The sequence below is a fragment of the Leifsonia sp. L25 genome (assembly GCF_050632895.1).
Map to the genome: position 1 here is coordinate 2,870,900 of NZ_JBODRZ010000003.1, position 23,039 is coordinate 2,893,938.

At 70.9% G+C, this 23,039-nt stretch carries 27 protein-coding genes, 1 tRNA gene and 1 pseudogene; 17 read left to right on the top strand and 12 right to left on the bottom strand.

Translation table 11 applies throughout. The features are described from left to right. Positions 1-23: 23 nt before the first annotated feature. The gene (locus ACRAWC_RS18465; RefSeq protein ID WP_431349031.1) at positions 24-950 is read left to right on the top strand and encodes a DMT family transporter; all 927 of its coding nucleotides are present in this window, start codon (positions 24-26) and stop codon (positions 948-950) included. Positions 951-994: 44 nt separating this feature from the next. On the opposite strand, the gene ACRAWC_RS18470 is transcribed toward ACRAWC_RS18465, so the two are convergent. Further along, entirely contained in the window at positions 995-1,546 is a 552-nt protein-coding gene (locus tag ACRAWC_RS18470) for a nitroreductase family protein (RefSeq protein WP_431349032.1), read from the bottom strand. Continuing rightward, entirely contained in the window at positions 1,546-1,977 is a 432-nt protein-coding gene (gene msrB / locus ACRAWC_RS18475) for a peptide-methionine (R)-S-oxide reductase MsrB (RefSeq protein WP_431349033.1), read from the bottom strand. The genes ACRAWC_RS18470 and msrB overlap by 1 nt, the downstream gene beginning before the upstream one ends. A gap of 170 nt (positions 1,978-2,147) precedes the next feature. On the opposite strand from msrB, the gene ACRAWC_RS18480 reads away from it, so the two are divergent. The 5 genes from ACRAWC_RS18480 to ACRAWC_RS18500 all read left to right on the top strand — a co-directional run bounded on the left by ACRAWC_RS18480 (position 2,148) and on the right by ACRAWC_RS18500 (position 6,417). Beyond that, a complete protein-coding gene (locus tag ACRAWC_RS18480; RefSeq protein ID WP_431349034.1) occupies positions 2,148-2,447 on the top strand; it encodes a DUF3263 domain-containing protein in 300 nt (99 codons plus the stop codon). A gap of 22 nt (positions 2,448-2,469) precedes the next feature. Beyond that, entirely contained in the window at positions 2,470-3,024 is a 555-nt protein-coding gene (locus ACRAWC_RS18485; RefSeq protein ID WP_431349035.1) for a LytR C-terminal domain-containing protein, read from the top strand. A gap of 180 nt (positions 3,025-3,204) precedes the next feature. Continuing rightward, positions 3,205-3,408 (top strand): cold-shock protein, encoded by a 204-nt coding sequence (locus ACRAWC_RS18490; protein WP_382459023.1) that lies wholly within the window; start codon positions 3,205-3,207, stop codon positions 3,406-3,408. A gap of 185 nt (positions 3,409-3,593) precedes the next feature. Continuing rightward, positions 3,594-5,213 carry a chaperonin GroEL gene (gene groL, locus ACRAWC_RS18495; RefSeq protein ID WP_431349036.1) on the top strand — a complete coding sequence of 540 codons (1,620 nt, stop codon included), beginning with the start codon at positions 3,594-3,596 and terminating at the stop codon, positions 5,211-5,213. A 91-nt stretch (positions 5,214-5,304) separates the two neighbouring features. Then, positions 5,305-6,417 (top strand): hypothetical protein, encoded by a 1,113-nt coding sequence (locus tag ACRAWC_RS18500; protein WP_431349037.1) that lies wholly within the window; start codon positions 5,305-5,307, stop codon positions 6,415-6,417. 89 nt (positions 6,418-6,506) lie between these two features. On the opposite strand, the gene ACRAWC_RS18505 is transcribed toward ACRAWC_RS18500, so the two are convergent. Both ACRAWC_RS18505 and ACRAWC_RS18510 read right to left on the bottom strand, forming a co-directional pair. Next, positions 6,507-8,210, bottom strand: a complete 1,704-nt coding sequence (locus tag ACRAWC_RS18505) for an ATP-binding protein (RefSeq protein WP_431349038.1) — start codon at positions 8,208-8,210, stop codon at positions 6,507-6,509. Between the two features lie 50 nt (positions 8,211-8,260). Continuing rightward, positions 8,261-8,953: a response regulator transcription factor gene (locus ACRAWC_RS18510; protein ID WP_179605211.1), complete on the bottom strand. Its 693-nt coding sequence runs from the start codon at positions 8,951-8,953 to the stop codon at positions 8,261-8,263. A 166-nt stretch (positions 8,954-9,119) separates the two neighbouring features. On the opposite strand from ACRAWC_RS18510, the gene ACRAWC_RS18515 reads away from it, so the two are divergent. The 5 genes from ACRAWC_RS18515 to ACRAWC_RS18535 are packed head-to-tail and all read left to right on the top strand — an operon-like array spanning position 9,120 to position 12,862. Then, positions 9,120-10,337 (top strand): NAD(P)/FAD-dependent oxidoreductase, encoded by a 1,218-nt coding sequence (locus ACRAWC_RS18515; protein WP_431349039.1) that lies wholly within the window; start codon positions 9,120-9,122, stop codon positions 10,335-10,337. Between the two features lie 39 nt (positions 10,338-10,376). Then, positions 10,377-11,246: a dihydropteroate synthase gene (gene folP / locus ACRAWC_RS18520; RefSeq protein ID WP_431349040.1), complete on the top strand. Its 870-nt coding sequence runs from the start codon at positions 10,377-10,379 to the stop codon at positions 11,244-11,246. Beyond that, a complete protein-coding gene (locus tag ACRAWC_RS18525; protein ID WP_431349041.1) occupies positions 11,239-11,775 on the top strand; it encodes a dihydrofolate reductase family protein in 537 nt (178 codons plus the stop codon). The genes folP and ACRAWC_RS18525 overlap by 8 nt, the downstream gene beginning before the upstream one ends. Then, entirely contained in the window at positions 11,661-11,993 is a 333-nt protein-coding gene (locus ACRAWC_RS18530; protein ID WP_431349479.1) for a dihydrofolate reductase family protein, read from the top strand. The genes ACRAWC_RS18525 and ACRAWC_RS18530 overlap by 115 nt, the downstream gene beginning before the upstream one ends. Beyond that, a complete protein-coding gene (locus ACRAWC_RS18535) occupies positions 11,990-12,862 on the top strand; it encodes an aminoglycoside phosphotransferase family protein (RefSeq protein WP_431349042.1) in 873 nt (290 codons plus the stop codon). Before ACRAWC_RS18530 ends, ACRAWC_RS18535 begins: the two co-directional genes overlap by 4 nt. A gap of 208 nt (positions 12,863-13,070) precedes the next feature. On the opposite strand, the pseudogene ACRAWC_RS18540 reads toward ACRAWC_RS18535, so the two are convergent. The 4 genes and pseudogenes from ACRAWC_RS18540 to ACRAWC_RS18555 form a co-directional block, all read right to left on the bottom strand. Next, positions 13,071-14,713, bottom strand: a pseudogene (locus ACRAWC_RS18540) (DNA repair helicase XPB). 6 nt (positions 14,714-14,719) lie between these two features. Next, on the bottom strand, positions 14,720-15,955 hold the full coding sequence (locus ACRAWC_RS18545) for a helicase-associated domain-containing protein (protein ID WP_431349043.1): 1,236 nt from the start codon (positions 15,953-15,955) through the stop codon (positions 14,720-14,722). Between the two features lie 86 nt (positions 15,956-16,041). Further along, entirely contained in the window at positions 16,042-16,581 is a 540-nt protein-coding gene (locus ACRAWC_RS18550) for a hypothetical protein (protein WP_431349044.1), read from the bottom strand. Positions 16,582-16,603: 22 nt separating this feature from the next. Continuing rightward, complete coding sequence (locus tag ACRAWC_RS18555; protein WP_431349045.1) at positions 16,604-16,894, bottom strand: hypothetical protein; 291 nt, start codon at positions 16,892-16,894, stop codon at positions 16,604-16,606. Positions 16,895-16,950: 56 nt separating this feature from the next. Here ACRAWC_RS18555 and ACRAWC_RS18560 point away from each other — a divergent pair, with 56 nt between their 5' ends. Next, positions 16,951-17,331 carry a cold-shock protein gene (locus ACRAWC_RS18560; RefSeq protein ID WP_185276707.1) on the top strand — a complete coding sequence of 127 codons (381 nt, stop codon included), beginning with the start codon at positions 16,951-16,953 and terminating at the stop codon, positions 17,329-17,331. Further along, positions 17,324-18,226 carry a DUF3027 domain-containing protein gene (locus ACRAWC_RS18565; RefSeq protein WP_431349046.1) on the top strand — a complete coding sequence of 301 codons (903 nt, stop codon included), beginning with the start codon at positions 17,324-17,326 and terminating at the stop codon, positions 18,224-18,226. The genes ACRAWC_RS18560 and ACRAWC_RS18565 overlap by 8 nt, the downstream gene beginning before the upstream one ends. Here ACRAWC_RS18565 and ACRAWC_RS18570 read toward each other — a convergent pair. Together ACRAWC_RS18570 and serC are read right to left on the bottom strand one after the other, a co-directional pair. Continuing rightward, positions 18,170-18,415, bottom strand: a complete 246-nt coding sequence (locus ACRAWC_RS18570; protein ID WP_431349047.1) for a DUF2530 domain-containing protein — start codon at positions 18,413-18,415, stop codon at positions 18,170-18,172. The two genes, ACRAWC_RS18565 and ACRAWC_RS18570, sit on opposite strands and share 57 nt — an antisense overlap. A gap of 39 nt (positions 18,416-18,454) precedes the next feature. Beyond that, entirely contained in the window at positions 18,455-19,570 is a 1,116-nt protein-coding gene (gene serC / locus ACRAWC_RS18575) for a phosphoserine transaminase (RefSeq protein WP_431349048.1), read from the bottom strand. A gap of 134 nt (positions 19,571-19,704) precedes the next feature. Between serC and ACRAWC_RS18580 the strand changes: the two genes are divergently transcribed. Together ACRAWC_RS18580 and ACRAWC_RS18585 are read left to right on the top strand one after the other, a co-directional pair. Beyond that, positions 19,705-20,394, top strand: coding sequence for a metal-dependent transcriptional regulator (locus ACRAWC_RS18580; RefSeq protein WP_431349049.1), 690 nt, complete (start codon positions 19,705-19,707; stop codon positions 20,392-20,394). Positions 20,395-20,702: 308 nt separating this feature from the next. Continuing rightward, positions 20,703-21,551 (top strand): C40 family peptidase, encoded by an 849-nt coding sequence (locus ACRAWC_RS18585; protein ID WP_431349050.1) that lies wholly within the window; start codon positions 20,703-20,705, stop codon positions 21,549-21,551. A 155-nt stretch (positions 21,552-21,706) separates the two neighbouring features. Here the strand turns inward: ACRAWC_RS18585 and ACRAWC_RS18590 are convergent, their stop codons facing one another. After that, on the bottom strand, positions 21,707-21,841 hold the full coding sequence (locus ACRAWC_RS18590) for a hypothetical protein (protein WP_431349051.1): 135 nt from the start codon (positions 21,839-21,841) through the stop codon (positions 21,707-21,709). Positions 21,842-21,930: 89 nt separating this feature from the next. Here ACRAWC_RS18590 and ACRAWC_RS18595 point away from each other — a divergent pair, with 89 nt between their 5' ends. Both ACRAWC_RS18595 and ACRAWC_RS18600 read left to right on the top strand, forming a co-directional pair. Next, positions 21,931-22,428, top strand: a complete 498-nt coding sequence (locus ACRAWC_RS18595; protein WP_431349052.1) for an HNH endonuclease — start codon at positions 21,931-21,933, stop codon at positions 22,426-22,428. A gap of 34 nt (positions 22,429-22,462) precedes the next feature. After that, positions 22,463-22,534, top strand: a tRNA-Arg gene (locus ACRAWC_RS18600). Positions 22,535-22,811: 277 nt separating this feature from the next. Here the strand turns inward: ACRAWC_RS18600 and ACRAWC_RS18605 are convergent. Further along, a complete protein-coding gene (locus ACRAWC_RS18605; RefSeq protein ID WP_431349053.1) occupies positions 22,812-23,024 on the bottom strand; it encodes a hypothetical protein in 213 nt (70 codons plus the stop codon). Between the last annotated feature and the right edge of the window lie 15 nt (positions 23,025-23,039).

Below are 23,039 nucleotides of genomic sequence, written 5' to 3' on the forward strand. Positions count from 1 at the left end.
GCGCCATCGTCTGCGGGGCGGGGGTGGCGCTCCAGTCCCGCATCAACGGCGAGCTGGGGCAGCGGCTGGGCGACGGCGTCACCGCCGCCGTCATCTCGTTCGGTTCCGGGCTCGTGATCCTGATCGTCGCGATGGCCGTCGCCCCCGTCGGCCGGCGCGGGTTCGGCCGGGTCGTGGCCGCACTCCGCTCGCGGGGCGTGCCCTGGTGGTATGTCGCCGGCGGAGCCGCGGGCGCGTTCCTGGTGCTGTCGCAGGGAGTCGCCGCCGCGGTGCTCGGCGTCGCGCTGTTCACGGTCGCCGTCGTGGCCGGCCAGACCGTCAGCGGCCTGGTGCTCGACCGGATCGGCCTCGGCCCGGGTGGCCGCCGGCCGATCACGCCCGCGCGGCTCGCGGGCGCCCTGATCGCCCTCGGCGCCGTGACCTGGGCGGTGTCCGCGCAGCTCGGCGGTCCCGTGCCGATCTGGCTGATGCTGCTGCCGCTGATCTCGGGCCTCGGCCTCGGCTGGCAGCAGGCCGTCAACGGCCAGGTGCGTGTGGTCGCCGAGAGCGCCCTGACCGCGACCTTCGTCAACTTCGTGGTCGGGACGTCCGTGCTCCTGGTGATCATGGCCGTCGACTGGAGCCTGCGAGGCCTCCCGAAGCCGCTGCCGAGCGAGCCGTGGCTCTATCTCGGCGGCGCGATCGGGTGCGTCTTCATCGCGGCCGCCGCGCTGCTCGTCCGCATCACGGGCGTGCTGCTGCTCGGCCTCGCGACCGTCGCCGGCCAGCTCGTGACAGCGCTCCTGCTCGACCTGCTCGCGCCGAGCTCGCCCGAGCCGGTCGCGTTCTCCACCGTCGCCGGGACGCTGCTCGCCCTCGTCGCGGTCGCGGTCGCCAGCATCCGCTGGGGCCGCCGTCGTCCCACCCACGGCGAAGAGGGGTCGCAACACGCCGTCTCGCGCGACGGATAACGGCGTTTTGCGACCCCGCTGTGTTGAGCCTTCCGCGGAGCGGTTCAGTCGAGAACGCTGAGGAAGCGCTCCGGGTCCAGGGAGGTGCGGTGCGCCTCCCTGCCGTCCTCCGGGACGCCGCCGACGTAGAGCCAGCCCAGGAGCCGCTCGTTCTCGGCGAGGCCGTGCATCCGGTGCACGGCCTTCGACCGGGTGTGGTGGCCGGTTCGCCACATGGCGCCCCAGCCGGCGTCGTGGAGCAGCAGGCTCAGGACGTGCGCGACGCCCGCGGCGACCGCGTCCTGCTCCCAGCCCGGGACCTTCTCGCTCGCCGCGCGCACCGCGACGATCGCGAGCAGCAGCGACGAGCGCAGTGGCTTGGCCGCCAGCTTCTCGGCCTCCTCGCCGGTCGCCGAGGCGTCCTTCACGAACGCGCGGCCCAGCCGGACACGCGCGTCGCCGCGCAGCTCGATGACGCGCCACGGGTGCAGCGCCGAGTGGTCGGCGACGCGCCCGGCGGCCGCCACGAGCGGCAGCAGCTCCTCGTGCGTCGGCGCCGCGGAGGTCACCCGCGAGTAGGACCGGCGTGCGGCGACGCGCTCGACGAGCCCGGACATCAGGCCTCTGGCGAGAAGTTCAGCGAGATCGAATTCATGCAGTAGCGGTCGCCGGTGGGCGTGCCGAAGCCGTCGGGGAAGACGTGGCCCAGGTGCGAGCCGCAGTTCGCGCAGCGCACCTCGGTGCGCACCATGCCCAGGCTGTCGTCCTCGAGGAGCTGCACGGCCTCCGGACGGACGGACTCGTAGAAGCTCGGCCAGCCGCACCCGCTGTCGAACTTGGTGCCCGACTTGAACAGCTCCGCCCCGCACGCGGCGCAGGTGTAGACGCCCGCGCGGCCCTCGTCGAGCAGCTCGCCGGTCCACGGCCGCTCCGTGCCCGCCTCGCGCAGCACCGAGTACTGCTCCGGGCTGAGCTCGCGGCGCCATTCCTCGTCGGTCTTCTCGACCCCGTAGGTGCCCTGCGCGGCCTCGTCGTGCGATGCGCTCATCGTGCGTTCCTTTCGTCGTCCGTCCCCAGCCTAAACGGCGGCGACTGTGCGACTGTTCCCTCTTTCGGCACGCGACGTGCCGGACGCAAACGGGGAACGCACAGGACAGCGCCCCTAGGATGAGGCGCGAGCGCGGGGAAGGGCTGACTCGAAGACGGTGAGGGGAGGCGGTGCACGTGGCAGAGGCTGCGGACCACCGGATCCCCGCGCCGGACGCGGCCGGCCTGACCGATCGTGAGGCCGCCATCCTCGCGTTCGAGCGTCAATGGTGGCGGCATGCCGGCGCCAAGGAGCAGGCCATCCGCGAGGAGTTCGGTCTCTCCGCCGCCCGGTACTATCAACTCCTCGGAGCGCTGATCGACCGACCGGAGGCGCTCAAGCACGACCCCATGCTCGTCAAGCGCCTGCTCCGGCTGCGCGAGACGCGCCTGGCAGCACGGCGATCCCGGACACTCCCGTCCGGAGACTGACACCGCGAGGAAACACCTGTAGATGGCAGAGAAGTACCCGAGAGACCGGTTCGACGACATCCCCGACGGTCTGCAGCGCGTCGGTGCGCACCGGGCTCCCCGCCCGAAGGGTCGCGGCTGGATCGCCGTCGGCTGGGCCGCGCTCGCCGTCGTCGTCCTCGTGGCTGCCGGAATCTTCGGGCTCTCGCTGGTGAGCGGCTCCATCTCTTTCCACGGTTCGCCGAATTCGCCCCACGCCAGCGGCACCCACACCCCGACACCCACCCCGACCCCGACCATCGTGCCGACGGTCGACCCGTCGCTCACGGTGAACGTGCTGAACGGCACTGCGACCTCGGGACTCGGCGGCAAGGTCGGCGACACCCTGACCAAGGCCGGCTGGAAGGTCGGCGCCGTCGCGAACGCCGACAAGCAGGACCTCACCCAGACGATCGTCTACTACTCCGACCCCAAGAACCAGGCGGCGGCGCTCGGGGTCGCGCAGTCGCTCCCCGGTGCCACCATCGCGCTCACGCAGGACTTCGCGGCGAGCGGCGCCGACCTGACCGTGGTCGTCGGCAGCGACTACACGGGCTGACCTCGCGTCATTCCGCGCGTGGACGCGCGCTCATCCCTTTGTTTCACGCGTGTTTAACTTCGGACCGATTTCGTAACGGATTGGCGAAAACACTGGCGTCACCGGCTATTGCAAGCATTAGGATCGGGAGTCAACGCGCGGCGCTGGACCGGGCGAGCGACACAGCAATGGGAGTAATGCATGGCGAACGGGACCGTGAAGTGGTTCAACGCTGAAAAGGGCTACGGATTCATCACCGTCGATGATGGGGGACAGGACGTTTTCGTTCATTACTCCGCAATCGACATGAACGGCTACAAGGTTCTCGAAGAGGGCCAGCAGGTGCAGTTCGAGGTCGGCACGGGCAACAAAGGCCCGCAGGCCGAGTCGGTGCGTCCGCTGTAGTACGCAGCGATCGGCAAGACCAATGAGGAGCGTCGCCCTTCGGGGCGGCGCTCCTTCTCTTTGCGCGGCTCCACCGCGCGCTTGCACTCCCCGGGCGCGAGTGCCAGAATCGCTTTAGCACTCCATCTGATCGAGTGCTAATCACACGGAATCTTTCGCAGACGTCCGGGAGGGACGAGAAACACATGGCAAAGATCATTGCTTTCGACGAGGAAGCCCGTCGCGGCCTCGAGCGCGGCCTCAACATCCTGGCCGACACCGTCAAGGTGACGCTGGGCCCGCGCGGTCGCAACGTCGTCCTCGAGAAGAAGTGGGGCGCCCCCACCATCACGAACGACGGCGTCTCCATCGCGAAGGAGATCGAGCTCGACGACCCGTACGAGAAGATCGGCGCGGAGCTCGTCAAGGAGGTCGCCAAGAAGACCGACGACGTCGCGGGCGACGGCACCACCACCGCGACCGTGCTCGCTCAGGCGCTCGTCAAGGAGGGCCTCCGCAACGTGGCCGCCGGCGCCGACCCCATCACGCTGAAGCGCGGCATCGAGAAGGCCGTCGCGGCCGTCACCGAGGAGCTCATCGCCAGCGCCAAGGAGGTCGAGACCAAGGCAGAGATCGCCGCCACCGCGTCCATCTCCGCCGGCGACACCACCATCGGCGAGATCATCGCCGAGGCGATCGACAAGGTCGGCAAGGAGGGCGTCGTCACCGTCGAGGAGTCGAACACCTTCGGCACCGAGCTCGAGCTGACCGAGGGCATGCGCTTCGACAAGGGCTTCCTGTCGCAGTACTTCGTCACCGACCAGGACCGCCAGGAGGCGGTGTTCGAGGACACCTACATCCTCATCGCCAACCAGAAGATCTCCTCGATCAAGGACCTGCTGCCGATCGTCGACAAGGTGATCCAGGCCAACAAGCAGCTCCTGATCATCGCCGAGGACGTCGACGGGGAGGCCCTGGCCACCCTGATCGTCAACAAGATCCGCGGCATCTTCAAGTCCGTCGCCGTCAAGGCCCCGGGCTTCGGCGACCGTCGCAAGGCGATGCTGCAGGACATCGCGATCCTCACCGGCGGCCAGGTCATCTCCGAGGAGGTCGGCCTCAAGCTCGAGAACGTCACCCTCGACCTGCTCGGCCAGGCCCGCAAGGTCGTCATCACCAAGGACGAGACCACCATCGTCGAGGGCGCGGGCGACCCCGACGCCATCGCCGGTCGTGTCGCTCAGATCCGCGGCGAGATCGAGAACACCGACTCGGACTACGACCGCGAGAAGCTCCAGGAGCGTCTCGCCAAGCTCGCGGGCGGCGTCGCCGTCATCAAGGCGGGCGCGGCCACCGAGGTCGAGCTCAAGGAGCGCAAGCACCGCATCGAGGACGCCGTCCGCAACGCGAAGGCCGCCGTCGAGGAGGGCATCGTCGCCGGTGGTGGCGTGGCGCTCATCCAGGCCGGCAAGACCGCGTTCGAGAAGCTCGAGCTGACGGGCGACGAGGCGACCGGTGCGAACATCGTCCGCGTCGCCATCGAGGCGCCGCTGAAGCAGATCGCCATCAACGCGGGCCTCGAGGCCGGTGTCGTGGTCGCCAAGGTGCGCGAGCTCCCCGTGGGCCACGGCCTCAACGCCGCGACCGGCGAGTACGTCGACATGCTGGCCTCCGGCATCAACGACCCGGTGAAGGTCACCCGTTCGGCGCTGCAGAACGCCGCGTCGATCGCGGGCCTGTTCCTCACCACCGAGGCCGTCGTCGCCGACAAGCCCGAGAAGAACTCGGCGCCGGCCGGCGACCCGGGCGCGGGCATGGACTTCTGAGTCCGTCAGACACGCTGTAGAGGGCGTCTCCCGTTCGCGGGAGGCGCCCTCTTCGCTGTTATCGTCGTCACGATCGAGGCGGAGGCAGAGCATGACGGCGACACGGTTGTCCGGAGCGGCGGCCGCCGGGCTGGCGGCGGCGCTGCTCTGCCTTTCGGGATGTCAGGCGCTCGGGCTGCCCGGCGCCGGGCCGACGAGCCCGCACGCGACCTCCGCACCCGCCGTGGACGTCGTGCCGCCCCTCGACTGCGCCGCCTTCACCGCGACGCCTGCGGTCGAGGCCCTGCTGGGTGGAACCGCGCCGCCGGCGACCACGCCCGCGGACGCGCTCACGGCGCCGGCCGGGCGCGGGCCGTTCGGCGCCCAGGCCGCGGGTGGCGGCTGGTGCCGTTGGGGCGACGACCCGGCAGCCGCGCCTCCCGCGTCCGCGCCGGCGGCGGTGCATCTGCTCTCCGTGCAACTCCTGCCCCGCGCGACCGCGACCTGGCAGTGGCAGGCCCAGCAGTACCCGCAATCCGCCGCGACGGGCGCGCACTACGACGGCGGCGAATCCCGGGGCGGCGACTGCGGCCGGGCGACGACCGGCGCGGGGAGCACCTGCCACACGAACGTCCTGGTCGGCGGCTCGTGGCTGGCGGTGGAGGCGGTCAGCAGCACCTCCACGATCGACGAGAAGGCGTTCCACGCGCTCGTCCAATCGTTCGTCCCCACGGTCGCCACGATCGACGCGCGGACCGTGACGCCCACCCCGGTGAAGCCGCTGTCCTGCGGCGACGCGGCCTGGCTGAAGGCCGTCGGCGGCGTCTACGGCGCGACCTCCGTCGCCGTCCTCGCCCCGGCCGGAACCTTCGGCGTCCAGAACGCGCTCGTCGCGGATCCGCGGGTGACGGTCTGCGCCTACCGGTCGGGCACAGGAGATTCGTCGCTCATCGGCACCATCTCCGTCCTCCGCGGCGCGTCCGCCGCGTTCGCCACCTACCACGGCCTCGTCGTGGACCGCGACCCGGACGCCAGCGGCGGCACCATCCAGGTCGGCAGCACCAAGCTGGCCACGCTGGTCCGCCACACCGACGCGGCCGGGTCCGCGCCCGCCGAGACGGTGGTCGACGCGCTGTTCGGCGACGCCTGGATCCAGTTCGCCACGGTGACCGGCTCCGACGACGAGGCGGCGTCCGTCGTGGGGTGGGTGGCCGGCCGGCTCTGAGGAGGCCGTGGTCACCGCCACCGGGCAGGTGATCGCCAGCGGCCGGCTGGGCTGAGGGCCCTCCGGCGGCTCGGCAGCGGCCCGGCCGATCAGGCGCCCGGCTGAACCTGCCGGCCGTGCCCTGCGAGCGGCAGCGACACCCGGAAAGTCGCGCCGCCGCCGTCGGTCTCCACGACCTCCACGGTGCCGTGGTGCGCCGTCACGATGGAGGAGACGATCGCCAGGCCCAGGCCGCTGCCCCCGGTCTCGCGGGCGCGGGAGGTGTCGGCGCGCCAGAAGCGCTGGAAGATCTTGTCGCGGATCTGCGGCGGGATGCCCTCGCCGTGGTCGCGCACCTCGAGGACCGCGCGCTCGGCGCGGTGGTCGACCTGCACCGCGATCTCGATCGGAGTGTCCTCCGGGGTGTAGCGGAGGGCGTTGCCCATCAGGTTGGTGACGACCTGGCGGAGCTTGTTCTCCTCCGCCATCACGATCGCGGGCTCGGCCGGCGGCGCCGCGAGGACGACCTTCTCGGCGGTCGTGACCGCGATCGGGCCTGTGGTGGCACGACGCGCGCGGTTGCTTCGGCGCAGCCGGGCCAGCGCCGAGCCGGCGAAGGCGATCGGGCCGGTGGCGCCCGGCGGCCGTGACAGGTCCTCCGGGAGGGTCATCGGCACGGTGTCGAGCCCGGGCTCGGCCGGGTCGGTCCGCACTGCGGGCGGCACCGGAGCGGGTGTCAGCACGGTCACCCGGCGGCCCGGCGCACCGGCCATCGCGTCCATCGCCGCGTCCTGCGCGATGCGCACCAGGTCCACGGGGTGGAAATCGAGCGGCTTCGTCTCGTCCAGACGCGCGAGCTCCAGGAGGTCCTCGACGAGGAGCCCCATCCGGATGGCCTCCTTCTCGATGCGGTCCATCGCCTGGGCGACGTCCTCCGGCGTCTGGAGGGCGCCCATCCGGTACAGCTCCGCGTAGCCGCGCACCGAGACCAGCGGTGTGCGCAGCTCGTGGGAGGCGTCCCCGACGAATCGTCGCATCTGGTCGATCGTGCGCGCTCGGTCGTTGAAGGCCCGGTCGATGCGGTTCAGCATCGTGTTGAGCGAGCGGTTGAGCCGGCCGACCTCGGTGTTCGGGGTCGCGCCGCCGAGGCGCTGGCTGAAGTCGCCGTCGGCGATGGCCGCGGCAGTCTGCTCGACCTCCCGCAGCGGAGAGAAGGTCGTGGTCACCAGCATCCGGGTCAGCCCGGCGCCGACGATGATCACGATGACGCCGAAGCCGAGGAAGATCGCCAGGAAGCTCGCCATCACCGTGTCGATCTGGCTGGTCGTCGTGGCGACGATCGCGGTGGCGAGCTCGCCAGTCGACGCGAACGTCTGCGTCGTGACGAGCGCGCGGTAGACCGTGTGCCCGTCATTGCTCAAGATCGTGATGCCGCCGGGCCCGAGGGCCTTGCCCTGCGTGATGGTCAGGTTCTGCGGGATGGCCGGACGGTGGGCGAACGGGATGTTGCTCCAGTTCGTCTTGACCAGGTTGCCGCTGGCGTCGTACAGCGCCGCGAAGTAGTCGGACGGACTGGAGTCGGTGGCGATCGTGTCCTTCTCGGTCGGGGTGCCGTACAGATACGTTTCGACGTAGGTCCCGCCCGAGGCGGCCGACAGCTGCGCGTCGAGCTGGTCGATCAGCACCGGCTTCAGCATCGACATCGTCCCGATGCCGGTCACGAGCAGCCCGAGCGTCAGCATGAGCACGGTCACCCCGGTGATCTTGGTCCGGAGGGAGATCGCGTTCCAGCGGTCGAGCAGGCGTGAGTGCATCAGGCCGCCAGTCTAAGCAGACAGTGCTGAGCCGAGGATGTGAGCGGCGGTCACGCCTTCGCGGCCTTGAGCATGTAGCCGAAGCCGCGCTTGGTCTGGATGAGCGGCTCGCTGGAGTGCGCGTCCACCTTGCGGCGCAGGTAGGAGATGTAGGACTCCACGATGCCCGCGTCGCCGTTGAAGTCGTACTCCCAGACGTGGTCGAGGATCTGCGCCTTCGACAGCACGCGGTTGGGGTTGAGCATCAGGTAGCGCAGCAGCTTGAACTCGGTCGGGCTGAGCTCGATGGGGGTGTCGCCCACGTAGACCTCGTGGGTGTCCTGGTCCATCGTGAGCTCGCCGGCGCGGATGACCGCATCCTCGTCGGCCTGCATCGTGCGGCGCAGGATGGCCTTGATGCGGGCGACGATCTCGTCCAGGCTGAACGGCTTGGTCACGTAGTCGTCGCCGCCGACCGTGAGGCCGGTGATCTTGTCCTCGGTGTCGTCCTTGGCGGTGAGGAACAGGATCGGGGCGGTGTAGCCCGCGCCGCGCAGCCGCTTGGTGACGCCGAACCCGTTCATGTCCGGGAGCATGACGTCGAGGATGATGAGGTCTGGCTCCTCTTCGAGGACCGCGGAGATCGCCTGGGCCCCGTTGCCGACCGCGCGCACGGCGAACCCGGCGAAGCGGAGGCTGGTGGTGAGGAGATCGCGGATGTTCGGCTCGTCGTCGACGATGAGAATGCGGGGTCCTGCGTTCATGCGAAACAGTATCTGCGCGTCCGCTGAGTTATGCCTGTGAGTGGACGGTGCGCCGTGAGTGCGGGGGGCCGGTGCCGGCGGTGCGTGCGGCCTATGCGCGCCGTGTGAGGGGCTGGCGCGGGCCGTGCGAACAGTGGATGCTGAGGAGACCAGCGAACGGAGCACTATGTCGAAACCCACCGTGGTCATCGTCGGAGCAGGCCTCGCCGGAGCGACGACCGCCGTCGAGTTGCGGTCGCGCGGGTTCGAGGGCCGCATCATGCTGCTCGGCGCGGAGGAGCACCATCCCTACATCCGCCCGCCGCTGTCCAAGGAGTACCTGAAAGGCGAGTCCCCGCTGGACGACGCGTTCGTCCAGCCCGCGGACTGGTACACGGACAACGAGGTGGAGTTCCTCCCCGGCTCGGACGGCGGCTCCTTCGACCCCGCGGCGCACGAGCTCTTCGTAGCGGGCGGCGCCCGGATCACCTACGACAGCCTCGTGCTGGCGACGGGCTCGCACGCACGCCCGCTCGGTGTCCCCGGCAGCGGTCACGGGGCGGTCTTCTCTCTGAGAACCATCGAGGACTCGCAGTGGCTGCGCGCCGCCCTGGAGGTCGGCTCCCGGCGCGTCGTCGTCGTCGGATCGGGGTGGATCGGCATGGAGGTCGCCGCCGCCGCGCGCGGCTACGGCAACGAGGTGACGGTCGTCGGGCGGTCGCACGTGCCGCTTCCCGCGATCGGTCCGGAGCTCGGTGCGGTGTTCGAGACGCTGCACCGCGACCACGGCGCGACCTTCCGCAACGCGGCGCACGTGGTCGCGGTGGAGGGCGGGGACGAGCAGGCCGTCGTCCTCGCGACGGGCGAGCGCCTCCCGGCGGACGTGGTAGTCGCGGGGGTCGGCGCCGCGCCGAACACGCACATCGCCGAGCAGTCGGGGCTGGCGCTGGAGAACGGCGTGCCCACCGACGAGGCGATGCGCACCGCGATCGAGGACGTCTACGCCGTCGGCGATGTGGCGAACCCGGTGCTTCCGGCGATCGGGCAGCGCCTGCGCAACGAGCACTGGGCCAACGCGATCGCGGGCGGTACGGTCGCCGCGCGCGCGATCGCGGGGGAGGACGCCAGCTACGACGACATCCCGTACTTCTACTCCGACCAATACGATCTGGGCATGGAGTACTCCGGCTATGCACCACTCGCGTCCGGCGCGCGGGTCGTCTTCCGCGGCGACGTCTCGGCGCGCGAGTTCATCGCCTTCTGGCTGCGCGACGACCGGGTGGTGGCCGGCATGAACGTGAACGTCTGGGACGTGCAGGACCACATCCAGCGCTTGATCCGCGGCCGGGAGGCCGTCGACCCAGACCGGCTCACCGACGAGAGCGTGGACCTTGCAGAGCTCTGAGACCGGCGTCGCGATGTACCTGCCCCGCTCCGCGTCCCCGTGCGCACCATCGGCGCGCGCACCTTCGACTTCTCCCGCCGCGTCGCCGTGATGGCGGTGGTGAACCGCACGCCGGACTCCTTCTTCGACCAGGGCCGCACGTTCGCGCTCGACGCCGCGGTCGCCGCGTGCTTCGACGCGGTCGCGGCCGGTGCCGACTGGGTGGACATCGGCGGAGCCCCGTTCGCGCCCGGCGCGCCCGTCCCGCCCGACGAGGAGGGCGACCGGGTCGTGCCCGTCGTGGCCGACCTGCGCGCCGGGTCCGACGTCGTGATCTCGGTGGACACCTTCCACGCTTCGGTGGCCTCCCGGGCGATCGCCGCCGGCGCGACGGTGATCAACGACACCACCGGGCTCAGCGACCCCGAGCTGGCCCGCGTCGTCGCGGACAGTGACGCCACCCTCGTGCTCACCCACAGCCTGGCCGCGCCGCGGACGTTCTACCCGCGGCCGGCGTACGGCGACATCGCACGGGAGATCGCCGACTTCCTCCTGGAGCGGGTCGACCGGGCGGTCGCGGCAGGGGTGCCGGAGGAGCGCATCATCCTCGACCCGGGCCACGACCTCAACAAGAACACCCTGCAGTCGCTGGAGCTCACCCGCCGGCTCTCCGAGATCGCGGACCTGGGCTATCCCGTCCTCGCTGCCGTGTCCAACAAGGACTTCATCGGCGAGACCTTGGACGCACCGCGCGCGGACCGCCGGGACGGGTCGATCGCAGCCGCCGTCGTCGCCATCGTCAACGGCGCGCGCATCATCCGCATGCACGATGTGGCTGGTTCGGTCGCCGCGGCGCGGATGACGGAGGCCATCCTGGGGCTGCGCGAGCCGGCGTATCTGAAGCACAACATGGGCGACGTGAATGAGTGAGGCCACTATCGACCGGATCTTCCCGCTCCCGCCCGAGGAGGGCATCGGGGACACGCGGATCGCCGAGCTGTACTCGGACGGCGCAGGCAACCCGTGGCTGCGCGTCAACTTCGTCTCCAGCATCGACGGCGCCGCCACCCGGCAGGGGCTGTCCGGCGGGCTCTCCGACGACGCAGACCACCGCGTGTTCGACATCCTGCGCCGGCTCTGCGACGTCGTGCTCGTCGGCGCGGGCACCGTGCGCGCGGAAGGCTACGGCCCGATGCGCGTCGACGAGGCCTCCCAGCGGGCACGCCGCGACGCCGGGATGACTGCGCACCCGGTCTTCGCGATCGTCTCGGCCAGCCTGGACCTCGACCCGGCGAGCCCGATCTTCCGGGGGCGCCGGAGCGGCCGATCGTCGTCACGACAGAGCTGTCCCGGCAGGACACGAGGGCGGCGCTCGCCGAGGTCGCGGATGTCGTGGTCTGCGGCGAGGAGCGCGTGGAGCCCGGCCTGCTCGTGGCAGGCCTCGTCGAGCGCGGCCTGAGCCGCATCCACTGCGAGGGCGGCCCGCACCTGTTCGGCGACCTGATCGCGGCGGGCGTCGTGGACGAGCTGTGCCTGACGGTCGCCTCGACACTGGAGGCCGGGGTCGCCTCCCGTATCTCTGCCGGGGCAGCGCCGATCCTCCCGGTGGGGATGCGGCTCGCCCACGTGCTGCAGTCGGGCGACACGCTGCTGCTGCGCTACGTGCGGCGCCCGTGACGGATCGGGTGGAGGTCGACACGGCGCTCGTCCGCCGGCTGGTCGACGCGCAGTTCCCCGCGTACCGCGCGCTGCCGGTGCGGGACGTGGAGCTGAGCGGCTGGGACAACCGGACCTTCCGGCTCGGCGAGGAGCTCAGCGTGCGTCTGCCGAGCACCCGCGGCTACGTCGATCAGGTCGCGAAGGAGCACGAGTGGCTGCCGCGCCTCGCACCCCAGGTGCCGCTGCCCATCCCGCAGCCGGTCGCGCTCGGGGAGCCGGGCGACGGCTATCCGTTCGCGTGGTCGGTCTACCGCTGGCTGCCCGGCACGCCGCTCGGGCTCGTCGACGACGTGGATGCGGTCGCGCTGGCGGCAGACCTCGGCGGCTTCCTGACGGCGCTGCGGGACGCGGACACGACGAACGCTCCGGAGGCCGGGAGCCACAACTTCCACCGGGGCGCGCCGCCCGGGGTCTACCGCGAGGAGGCGCTGGCGGCGATGTCCGCGGGTGCTCCGGACATCGATCCGCGACTGGCGCGACGGATCTGGGACGCCGCGGAGGCGTCAGCGTGGGAGCGACCGGGCGTCTGGCTGCACGGCGACGCGGCCCCCGGCAATCTCCTCATCCAGAACGGCCGGCTCTCCGCGGTGATCGACTTCGGCACGTCCGGAGTGGGCGACCCGGCGTGCGACCTCGTCCCGGCGTGGACGATGTTCGACGGCGAGGCGCGCCGCGCCTTCCTCGAGGCGGTCGGCCTGGACGACGCGACCGCTCAGCGAGCACGTGCCTGGGCGCTCTGGAAGGCGCTCATCACCGTGCGAGACCGCCCAGACGACGCACCCTCCCGCCGCACCCTCGCGCGCCTCGCCGCCGACCCCGGCGTCTGACTCGCCGCGCGGGCCGCTGCCGCGATTCGCCCCGAATGTCGCCAAACGCGCCCTCATTCACGCGATTCGTGCCGAATGTCGCCGAGTCCCTAACCAACGATTCGTGCCGAATGTCGTGAAGCGCGTCCCCATTCACGACATTCGTGCGGAATGTGGAGTGGGGGCGCTGACGCGATTCGTGCCGAATGTCGCGGGGAGCTCGCGACGGCTAGGCCGCGGCGAGCGCGTGCGCGTCGAGGATCGTGTACGCATACCCTTGCTCGGCGAGGAAGCGCTGCCGGTTCTGCGCGAAGTCCTGGTCGACCGTGTCGCGCGAGACCAGTGTGTAGAAGTTCGCCGACAGCCCCGACTGCTTGGGGCGCAGCAGCCGGCCGAGGCGCTGCGCCTCCTCCTGCCGCGAGCCGTACGATCCGGACACCTGGATGGCGACCGTGGCCTCCGGGAGGTCCACCGAGAAGTTCGCGACCTTGCTGACCACCAGCACCGGCGTCGTGCCGTCCCGAAACTCCTGATACAGCCGTTCCCGCTCGTCCACGGGCGTCGCGCCCGTGAGCTGTGGCGCGTGGAGGGCCTCGGCGAGCTCGTCGATCTGGTCGAGGTACTGCCCGATGACCAGGATGCGCTCGCCGGCGTGCCGGTCCACAAGCTGCCGGACCACGTCCAGCTTCGCCGGAGCCGTGGCGGCGAGGCGATAGCGCTCGTCGTCGGCCGCGGCGGCGTAGCTCAGCCGGTCGGAGGCCGGCAGGTCGATCCGCACCTCGAAGCAGGCTGCCGGCGAGATGAAGCCCTGCGACTCGATCTCCTTCCACGGCGCGTCGAAGCGCTTCGGGCCGATCAGGCTGAACACGTCGCCCTCTCGGCCGTCCTCGCGCACCAGCGTCGCGGTCAGGCCGAGCCGGCGGCGCGCCTGCAGTTCGGCGGTCAGCTTGAAGACCGGCGCGGGCAGCAGGTGCACCTCGTCGTAGACGACCAATCCCCAATCCAGCGCGTCGAGCAGCGCAAGGTGCGCGTACTCGCCCTTCCGTTTGGCCGTGAGGATCTGGTACGTCGCGATCGTGACCGGCTTGACCTCCTTGACCTGGCCCGAGTACTCGCCGATCTCCTCCGCGGTGAGGGAGGTGCGCTTGAGCAGCTCGTCCCGCCACTGCCGCGCCGACACGGTGTTGGTCACCAGGATCAGCGTCGTCGTCTTGGCCGTCGCCATCGCTCCGGCGCCGACGAGGGTCTTGCCCGCACCGCAGGGGAGCACGACCACGCCCGAGCCGCCGTCGAAGAAGTTGCTCACGGCCTTGCGCTGGTAGTCGCGCAGCGCCCAGTCGCTCTCGTCCAGCTCGATCGGGTGTGGCGTTCCGGGGGTGTACCCGGCGAGGTCCTCCGCGGGCCAGCCGAGCTTGACCAGCTCCTGCTTGAGCTGGCCGCGCGCCCAGGCCTCCACGGTGAAGGTCGTCTCATCGCGCCGCTCGACCAGCAGCGGGGCGATGCGCTTGGCGGTCGCGACCTCCAGCAGCACGGCCCGGTCGGGGAGCGCAGCAGCAGCGTGCCCTCCTCGTCGCGCTCGATGACCAGGCGGCCGTAGCGGGCGACGGTCTCCGACACGTCCACCGTCACCGTCTGCGGGATCGGGAACTTGGAGTACTTCTCGAGCGTTCCGAGCATGTCGTCGGCGGTGTGGCCCGCCGCGCGGGCGTTCCACAGGCCCAGCCGCGTGATGCGGTAGGTGTGGATGTGCTCGGGCGCGCGCTCCAGCTCGGCGAAGACCGCGAGGTCGTGACGGGCGTCCTCAGCCGCGGGATGCGCGACTTCGAGGAGGACGGTGCGGTCGCTCTGGACGATCAGGGGGCCATCGGACATGACCGCTCAGTCTACGCTGCGCAGCCCCTTGACGCTGGAGAGCGGCAGGGTCCGCTCGATGTCGGCCGCCCGGTCGCGACCGCGCAGCCGTCCTCCGCCGATGCCGGTCGGCTCCAGGAGGTAGTCGACCAGCCGGCCGTCCGGCATCGCGACCTGCACCATCACGGTCTGCCGTGCGCGCACGGCCTGGTCGAGCTGGCGGGCGAGCCACTGCTCGCCGGTGTCGGCCTCGGAGCCGTCCGCCTCACGCAGTCGGGCGACCAGCTCGGCTGCCGGATCGCGCGTCGCGGCGGGCGCGGTCCGCTCCGCGACGCGGCGACGCTGCGGGGTCACGAGCGCGCCGGAGGCGTCCTCGGCGACCACCGGATAGCGGGCGTCGCTGAGCGCCCAGTAGACGACGTCACGCGGGAACCGGCTGACCAGCGTCCGCGCGTCGGCCCGCAGCAGCCGTAGCGCGGACAGCGACTGGTCGACCGCGATCGTGCCGAGCAGCGTGGCGTCGTCGGAGCGCACCACCGCCTTGCCTTCGCCGCCCTGCTCGGCGTCGCGCACCCGCACCCGGCCGTGGCGCTCGACGGCGTCTGCGATGAGGTAGTCGAGCGGCTGGGGCACGCCGGTGAGGGAGACGGCGGCGAGGAAGTCGTGGATGCTCGCAGCGGTCTCGCCCGCGGTCACCGCGCGGTCGATGGAGGCCGCCGAGAACCGGAAGGTGGAGGCCAGCGCCCGGCTCTCAAGGTCGGCCATCGTCCGCAGCCGGGCCTCCACGTCGGGCGCGAGCGGTCCGGGGGAGATGACCGTCAGGTCGTGCTGCAGGTAGACCTGCGACACCTCCGCGGGGAAGTGCGCGACCATCGCGGCGGTCGCCTCGGCGGGGCCCGCCTCCAGGAGCAGGGCGCCCGCGCTGCCCGGGGACCGGCCGGCGGTGACGCCGAGCCACTCGGCCTCCCGGATGTACTGGTCGACGCGCTGCTCGGTCTCGGCGACTGCCGCCGGGTACAGCCAGGCGAGGTGGGCGCGCAGGGACGCTCCCCACGGGGACCGGCTGCGCTCGGTCAACAGCGCACGGACGTCGTCGGGCAGGCCGTCGAGCCAGGCCCCGGCCAGCGCGCGCCAGCGGTCCGCCGTCGTGGCGTGCTGCCAGGCCGCGGCCTGCGCGGTGGGCAGCCAGAGCCCGTCCGCGACCGCGGTCAGCCCGGCGCGGGCGGCGACGGAGAGCGCGACGGGGACGACGGCGGCGTCCACCGCCAGCGCGTCGGCGAGGCGCTTGGCGGCCGGGAGGGCGAGGCCGCCCTTCTGCAGTTCGCGGGCGCCCTCCCTGCCGAGTTCGGTCAGCAGTTCGGAGGCGCTGGAGACGGCCTCGAAGGCGCGCTCGGCGGCGAGCCGGTCGGATGCGGCCGACTCGTCGGGCGTGAGCGTCTCCGGGATGGCCGGAGGGGCGGTGTCGAGCAGCGCCGCCGGCCGGGGAGGCCGAGCGCCGGCCAGGAGTCGAGCGCGGCGGTGACGGCGTCGTAGGCGGCGGCGCCGTCGGCCGCGGGGTGCAGGAGGGCGACGGTGGCGAGCGCGTCGACGGCTTCGTGGACCGCGTCCGCCGTCGTGCCGGCGGTCGCGGGATGCCGGACGAGCCGGGCGGTGATCCCCTCGATGGTCTGGGCGCCGCCCGCGTCGCCGAGCACTGCCAGGGTGGCGAGCCGCAGCCGGTCGAGCGGCGCGAGCGCCCGCTGCACGGACTCCGGGTCGAGCAGCGCCTCGGCCAGGTCGAAGAAGTCGGAGACGCCGGCGCGGCGCACCGGGCGGGCACGCAGCACGGCCGCGAGTTCGTCGTCCGGCAGGGCGCGGAGCCGCGCCGCCAGAGCGAGCGTCGTCGTCATCGGGCCGGTCCGGGACGGGAGGTCAGGGTCGGTTCTTCGGCCCGGCAGCCGCCTTCGCGGCGCGGCTGCGCTGCCGGCCGGTCACGATGATGAGCGTGATCAGCAGGACGAACGCGATCGGCAGTGCGATCAGCGGCAAGAGGAAGACCGCCGGCCACAGCCCCTGACCCGATCCCTGCTGAGGCATCCCGCCGAGCGCGGACCCCACGAGGATGGCCGCGATGCACACCAGCGAGACGACGACCAGCGCCGCAACGATGTACGAGAGGACGCGCTGGAGGCGGGATGCGGGCGGCGGGGTCTGAGAAGTCACGAAATCAAGGATAATTGAGGTTGGTCATTCGATCCCCCATGTGAAGCGAGGTTCCCATGCCGACCGGCAAGGTCAAGTTCTACGACGAGGAGAAGGGCTTCGGCTTCATCGCCACCGATGACGGCCAGGAGGTCTTCCTGCACGCCTCGGCGCTGCCCGCGGGCGCCGTCGTGAAAGCCGGGTCTCGGCTCGAGTTCGGCATCGCCGACGGCAAGCGCGGCGCGCAGGCCCTGTCGGTGCGCGTGCTGGAGGCGCCTCCGAGCCTGGTGAAGATGAAGCGCAAGTCGGCCGACGACATGGCGATCATCGTCGAGGACCTCGTGAAGCTGCTCGACGGAATCGGCGCCAACCTGCGCCGGGGCAAGTACCCGGACAAGGCGCACGGCGCCAAGATCGCGGCGGTGCTGCGCCGGGTTGCGGACGACCTGGATGCCTGAGGACCCGAGCACGCAGGAGCCGACGACGCAGGAGCCGACGACGGGCGAGCCGGCCGTCGAGGTCGAGGAGGAAGTCGACGTGCAGCCGACCGACGCCGAGCCGGCCGTCGTCGGGCTGAGCGAGACCGAGGTCGCCGACCTCCTGGCCGCGCTCCCGCTCGCGCGGGCGGCGCTCGCCGAGATCACTCCGGAGAGCACGATCGGAGAGCCCCTCGGTCACGTCGTGGAGCCTGGCGGCGTGGTCTCGCTGCAGTTCGCCGCTGAGCTCGCGGGCTACCCGGGCTGGCACTGGACCGTCACGGTCGGACGCGCCGACGGCGACACCGACCCGACAGTGCTGGAGGCCGAGCTGATGCCCGGCGAAGACGCCCTCCTCGCGCCCGACTGGGTGCCCTGGTCGGAGCGACTGGCCGAGTATCAGGCCGCCCAGGAGGCGCTCGCCGCCGAGGCGGCCGGAGCCGAGGGCGACGACTCGCGCGCGGAGGACGACGCCGACGACTACGAGGACGAGGACGAATACGACGACGAGGAGTCCGAGGCCGACGACGACTCGGACGACGACGACTCGGACGACGACCGCGACGTTCACGACCTGCACGCCGACGACGACCTCGACGGCGTCGACATCGACTCGGTCGACGTGGCGTTCGACGAGGACACCGATGTCGACACTGAGCTCGACCTCGCGACCGAGGAGGCCGCCGCGCTCGCGGACGACAGCGCCGAGCCCGACGACGCCGAGCCCGACGACGCCGAGCCCGACGACGCCGAGGACTACGACGCTGAAGACGCCGACGCCGACGACGCGGAGGCCGACGAGCTGGGGCCGGTCAGCGACTCAGCGGCGCCTGCGGGCGCGGGTGACGCTGAGGTAGACGAACCCGAGCAGTCCTAGCGCGATCCCGACGACCACCGTCGAGATCCACCAGCCTCCGCCCGCGGCGGCGATGGGTCCGGCGAAGATGAGCGTCGGGATCAGCGTGAGCACCCAGAGCCCGAAGCCGACGAGCACCGCCCGGCGGTCGTCCGTCGGCACGGGCACCGGGTCGGGGCGGCGCTCGTCGTCGCGCAGCCACAGTCGCACGATCGGCCCGTCCCTTCTTCTTCCGGTGTTGCGCCCGGCTCAGCCCAGCCGCTCGACCACGTACTCGACGCAGCCGATCAGCGCGCGCACGTCGTCCGGCTCGATGGCCGTGAACGTCGCGACGCGGAGCTGGTTGCGGCCCAGCTTGCGGTAGGGCTCGGTGTCGACGACGCCGTTCGCGCGCAGGGCTTTGGCGACCGCTGCCGCGTCGATCCGGTCGTCGAAGTCGATCGTGACGACCACCTGCGAGCGGTGCGCCGGGTCGGCGACGAACGGCGTGGCGTAGTCGACGTCTTCCGCCCACGTGTAGAGCGCGCTGGAGGACTCCTTCGTGCGCGCGTCGGCCCAGGCGAGGCCGCCGTTGCCGTTCATCCACTCGATCTGGTTCTCCAGCAGCACGAGCGTCGCGACCGCCGGAGTGTTCAGGGTCTGGTTGAGGCGAGAGTTGTCGATCGCGTTCTTGATGCTGAGGAACTCCGGGATGTAGCGGTCGCCCGCGGCGATCCGCTCGACCCGTTCGATCGCGGCGGGGGAGAACAGCGCGAGCCAGAGGCCGCCGTCGGAGGCGAAGTTCTTCTGCGGCGCGAAGTAGTAGACGTCCGTCTCGGTGACGTCGAAGTCGGCGCCGCCCGCTGCGCTGGTCGCGTCGATCACCGTCAGCGCGCCGGCGTCGCCGTGCACACGTTTCAGCGGCGCCATCACACCCGTCGACGTCTCGTTGTGCGTCCAGGCGTAGACGTCCACGCCCTCCACCGCTTCGGCCTCCGCACGGGAGCCCGCCGGTGCCTCGATGACGTGCGGAGCCTGCAGCCACGGGGTCTTCGCCGCCTTGGCGAACTTGCCGCCGAACTCGCCGAAGACCAGGTTCTGGCTGCGCTCCTGGATGAGCGAGAACGCCGCGGCGTCCCAGAACGCGCTGGAGCCGCCGTTGCCGATGACGACCTCGTAGCCCTCCGGGAGGCGGAACAGCTCTCCGAGGCCGGAGCGGACGCGGCCGACCAGGTCCTTCACCGGCGCCTGACGGTGGGAGGTGCCGAGCAGCTCCGCACCGGGGCCGGCCAGGTAGGCGACCTGCTCCGGGCGCACCTTGGACGGGCCGCAGCCGAATCGTCCGTCGGCGGGCAGGAGGTCGGTGGGGATCGTCACGTCCGGCATAACTGAAGTGTATTGGCTGTTGAAGGGTGCGGCGGGTCCGATGACGCGGCGCGACGCCGGGGTGCCGTCACTTCGCCGTCACCTGCAGCAAGTAGGCTCGTATCCGCATATTCGCGCCCGCACGGGAGGGGCCCATGACCGACCTGATCGACACGACAGAGATGTACCTCCGCACCATCCTGGAGCTGGAGGAGGACAACATCGTCCCGCTGCGTGCGCGCATCTCCGAGCGTCTCGGCCACTCGGGCCCGACGGTCTCGCAGACCGTCGGCCGGATGGAGCGCGACGGGCTCGTCGTCGTCTCCGGCGACCGCCACCTGGAGCTCACCGACGACGGCCGCCGCAAGGCGGTGCACGTCATGCGCAAGCACCGCCTCGCCGAGCGCCTGCTCAGCGACGTGATCGAGCTGGAGTGGGAGTACGTGCACGAGGAGGCGTGCCGCTGGGAGCACGTCATGAGCGAGCAGGTGGAGCGCAAGCTGATCACCATGCTGGGCCACCCGACCGAGTCGCCCTACGGCAACCCCATCCCGGGGCTCGGTGAACTGGGCGCGCCGGACGCGGCCTCCACCCAGAACCTGGTCAACCTCGTCGACGTCGTTCGGGGCGCTGATTCGGAGGTGACTGCCAGGATCCGTCGCCTCGGCGAGCCCGCGCAGGTCGATCCCGAGCTGCTCCTCCAGCTCAAGCAGGCCGGGGTGTTTCCCGGCTCGACCGGCACTTTTGCTGCGGCCGGCTCGTACGTCACCGTGCAGGTCGAGGGCTTCGAGACCGGCCTCGAACTCCCGAACGAGCTCGCGGCGCACATCTTCGTGGACGCCTGAACTCTGTTACCGATTCGTTAAAAAAGGCATTAAACAATGTGACAAATCGCGGGTGGTCCCGTAGTCTCTAACGAGTCCGAACGGGCCAGAAGCCGGCCCATCAGGACCCCGACCGGGACGCTCCAACCCCCTGAGACCCGTCTCCTGGTCGGTGAAGCCGAATGCCGATCGCATCGGACGGGGGCAGCTCCCTAGTGCTGCCGGAGCGCAGGAGGTTGCACTTTGGCACACTCTGGTACGTCCGATCCTGCCCAGGAGCGGACCCTCGGGACCCGGAAAACACCGCTTCGACGACGTCGACGACGCCCGTGTCCGGGTCGCAGGTCGTCTCCCGGAGGTCGCTCCGCACCGCGAAGGCGCCTGTCGCCGCCGCGGCCCAGCGGGCCGCGGCGAAGACGCCCGCCCCCGCCACGAAGGAGTCCGGCAAGCCCGCCGCGAAGCGCAAGGGCGGCTGGATCCTCAACGTCGGCGTCATCACCGTGGCGACCGGCATCATCGCGACGATGTCGCTCCCCGCGTTCGCGTTCAACCCGAACGGCGCGGAGTCCGCGGCCTTCGGTCCGAGCGCCTCCGACAGCATGAAGAAGGCGCAGGCCCAGTCCGTCGCCGTCGGCCAGGGCGTCACCGCCTCCGCCGTCAGCCGCGACGCCGCCACCGCGACCAGCCAGCAGCAGCTCGACGCGGCGAAGGCCGCGGCCGCCGCCACCGCTGCCGCCGAGGCCGCCCGCCAGCGCGCCGCGGTGTCCCTCGCCAACTACGCCAGCAGCTACTCCGGCCCGTCGGTGTCCGACTTCCTGGCCAATCCGCCGTACCCGAGCTTCAGCCTCGCGCAGGTGTTCTCGGTCGCGAAGCAGTACATCGGCACCCCGTACGTGTACGGCGGCGCCACCCCGGCCGGCTTCGACTGCTCCGGCTATGTCATGTACGTGTACGCGCAGTTCGGCATCTCCCTCCCGCACTCGGTGTCGGGGGAGGCCGCGCGCGGCACCAGGATCTCGATCAACGACGCCCAGCCGGGCGACCTGATCATCATGCCGGGCCACGACGGCTTCTACGCGGGCAACGGCAACATCATGGACGCCCCCGACACCGGTCGCTCCATCTCGATCCGTCCGATCTGGACCAGCGACTACTACGTCGTCCGGCTCGGTATCTGACAGCCGAACCCGCGGTTAACACTGCGGGTCACGCACCAGAAATGGCGCGCCACGAATAGGTGGCGCGCCATTTCTGCGTTACTCTGTTGCCCTGGCGCAACGCCAGGCAGCCGTGCAGATCGGAGCATCCGATGGCCGAGTCGACCACCGCGCGGTCACCGAGGGTGACCACCGGGGCGGGTCGCGGCCTCGGAGCCGAGCGCGAGCTGCTGCCGCGTCACCGCGACTTCCTCGCCTGCCGCCACCATGTCGAGGCCTGCCACCGCCACCATGTGGTGTGCCGCCACCATGCCGCCGTCTTCCAGGGCGCTGTCCGTTCGGACAGTGCCCTTTCTGTTTCCCCGGTTCTCATTCGCCCAGCGGACCCGAAAGGACGCAGATGAAGACACTGGTCCTCAACGCCGGCTACGAGCCTCTCGCGGTCGTCTCCTTCAAACGCGCCATCATCCTGGTGATGAATCAGAAGGCCACGGTCCTCGCGAGCGACACCGACCACCCGGTCTGGAGCATCTCGGGCCGCTACGACCGCCCGTCGGTGATCCTCCTCACCCGCTACGTCCGTATCCCGCACGGCCGCGCGGTGCCGGTCTCCCGCCGCGGGGTGCTGCGGCGCGACAGCCACCGCTGCGGCTACTGCGGCAAGACGGCGACCACGATCGACCACGTTCTCCCTCGCTCCTGCGGCGGCGCCGACAGCTGGGAGAACCTGGTCGCGTGCTGCCTCCGCTGCAACAACGTCAAAGGCGACCGCACCCCGGCCGAAATGGGCTGGACCCTGAAGCTGACCCCGCGAGCACCGCACGACAGCTCCTGGGTGGTCCGCGGGGTGGAAGGCGGCCAGGCGGACTGGCAGGACTACCTGGGGGTGGCGGCCTGACGGCCCAGCGCCCTCCGGTAGTCTGGAAGGGCTGGCCTCTGTAGCTCAATGGAAGAGCTGCTCCGTCCTAAGGAGAAGGTTGGGGGTTCGAGTCCCTCCAGGGGCACCTTAAGGGTGCGTTGAAATAGCCGGTCAGAGTCGATTTCCGAAGGCGCGGAAATCGCTGATTTTCGTTTTTGCCCACAATTTGCCCACAGGGACGCCGAAAAACTCTAAGAAACTCTAAGAGATCTCCGGTGATCTCAATGACTCGCATTCGATCGTTCGAGTACGAGTGGCGACGAAGGGTTGGCCGACCGTCCGCAGTGTCCGTTCAAACCGACGGATGGTGCACCCTACGAGGAAGTCTTGGGGGCCGATCGGCCCCCAAGACTTCACTGGGCTCAGTGAATGAAGAGGTCAGACTTGTCGCCGCCGAAGCCCTCCACGGGATGCACGGTCTCTTCGTGGTCCATCACCCAGAGGCGAGCTTCGGGCGGAAACTCCGCGAGCATCTCCATGAGATCGGCGACCGTCCAGTGCATGTACTCGTCGGATTCGAGAATGTGGCGATCGGTTGTTGCGGCGAGCTTGTAGCCGGCAGGGACCTTGGACATGAGGTGTCTCCACTT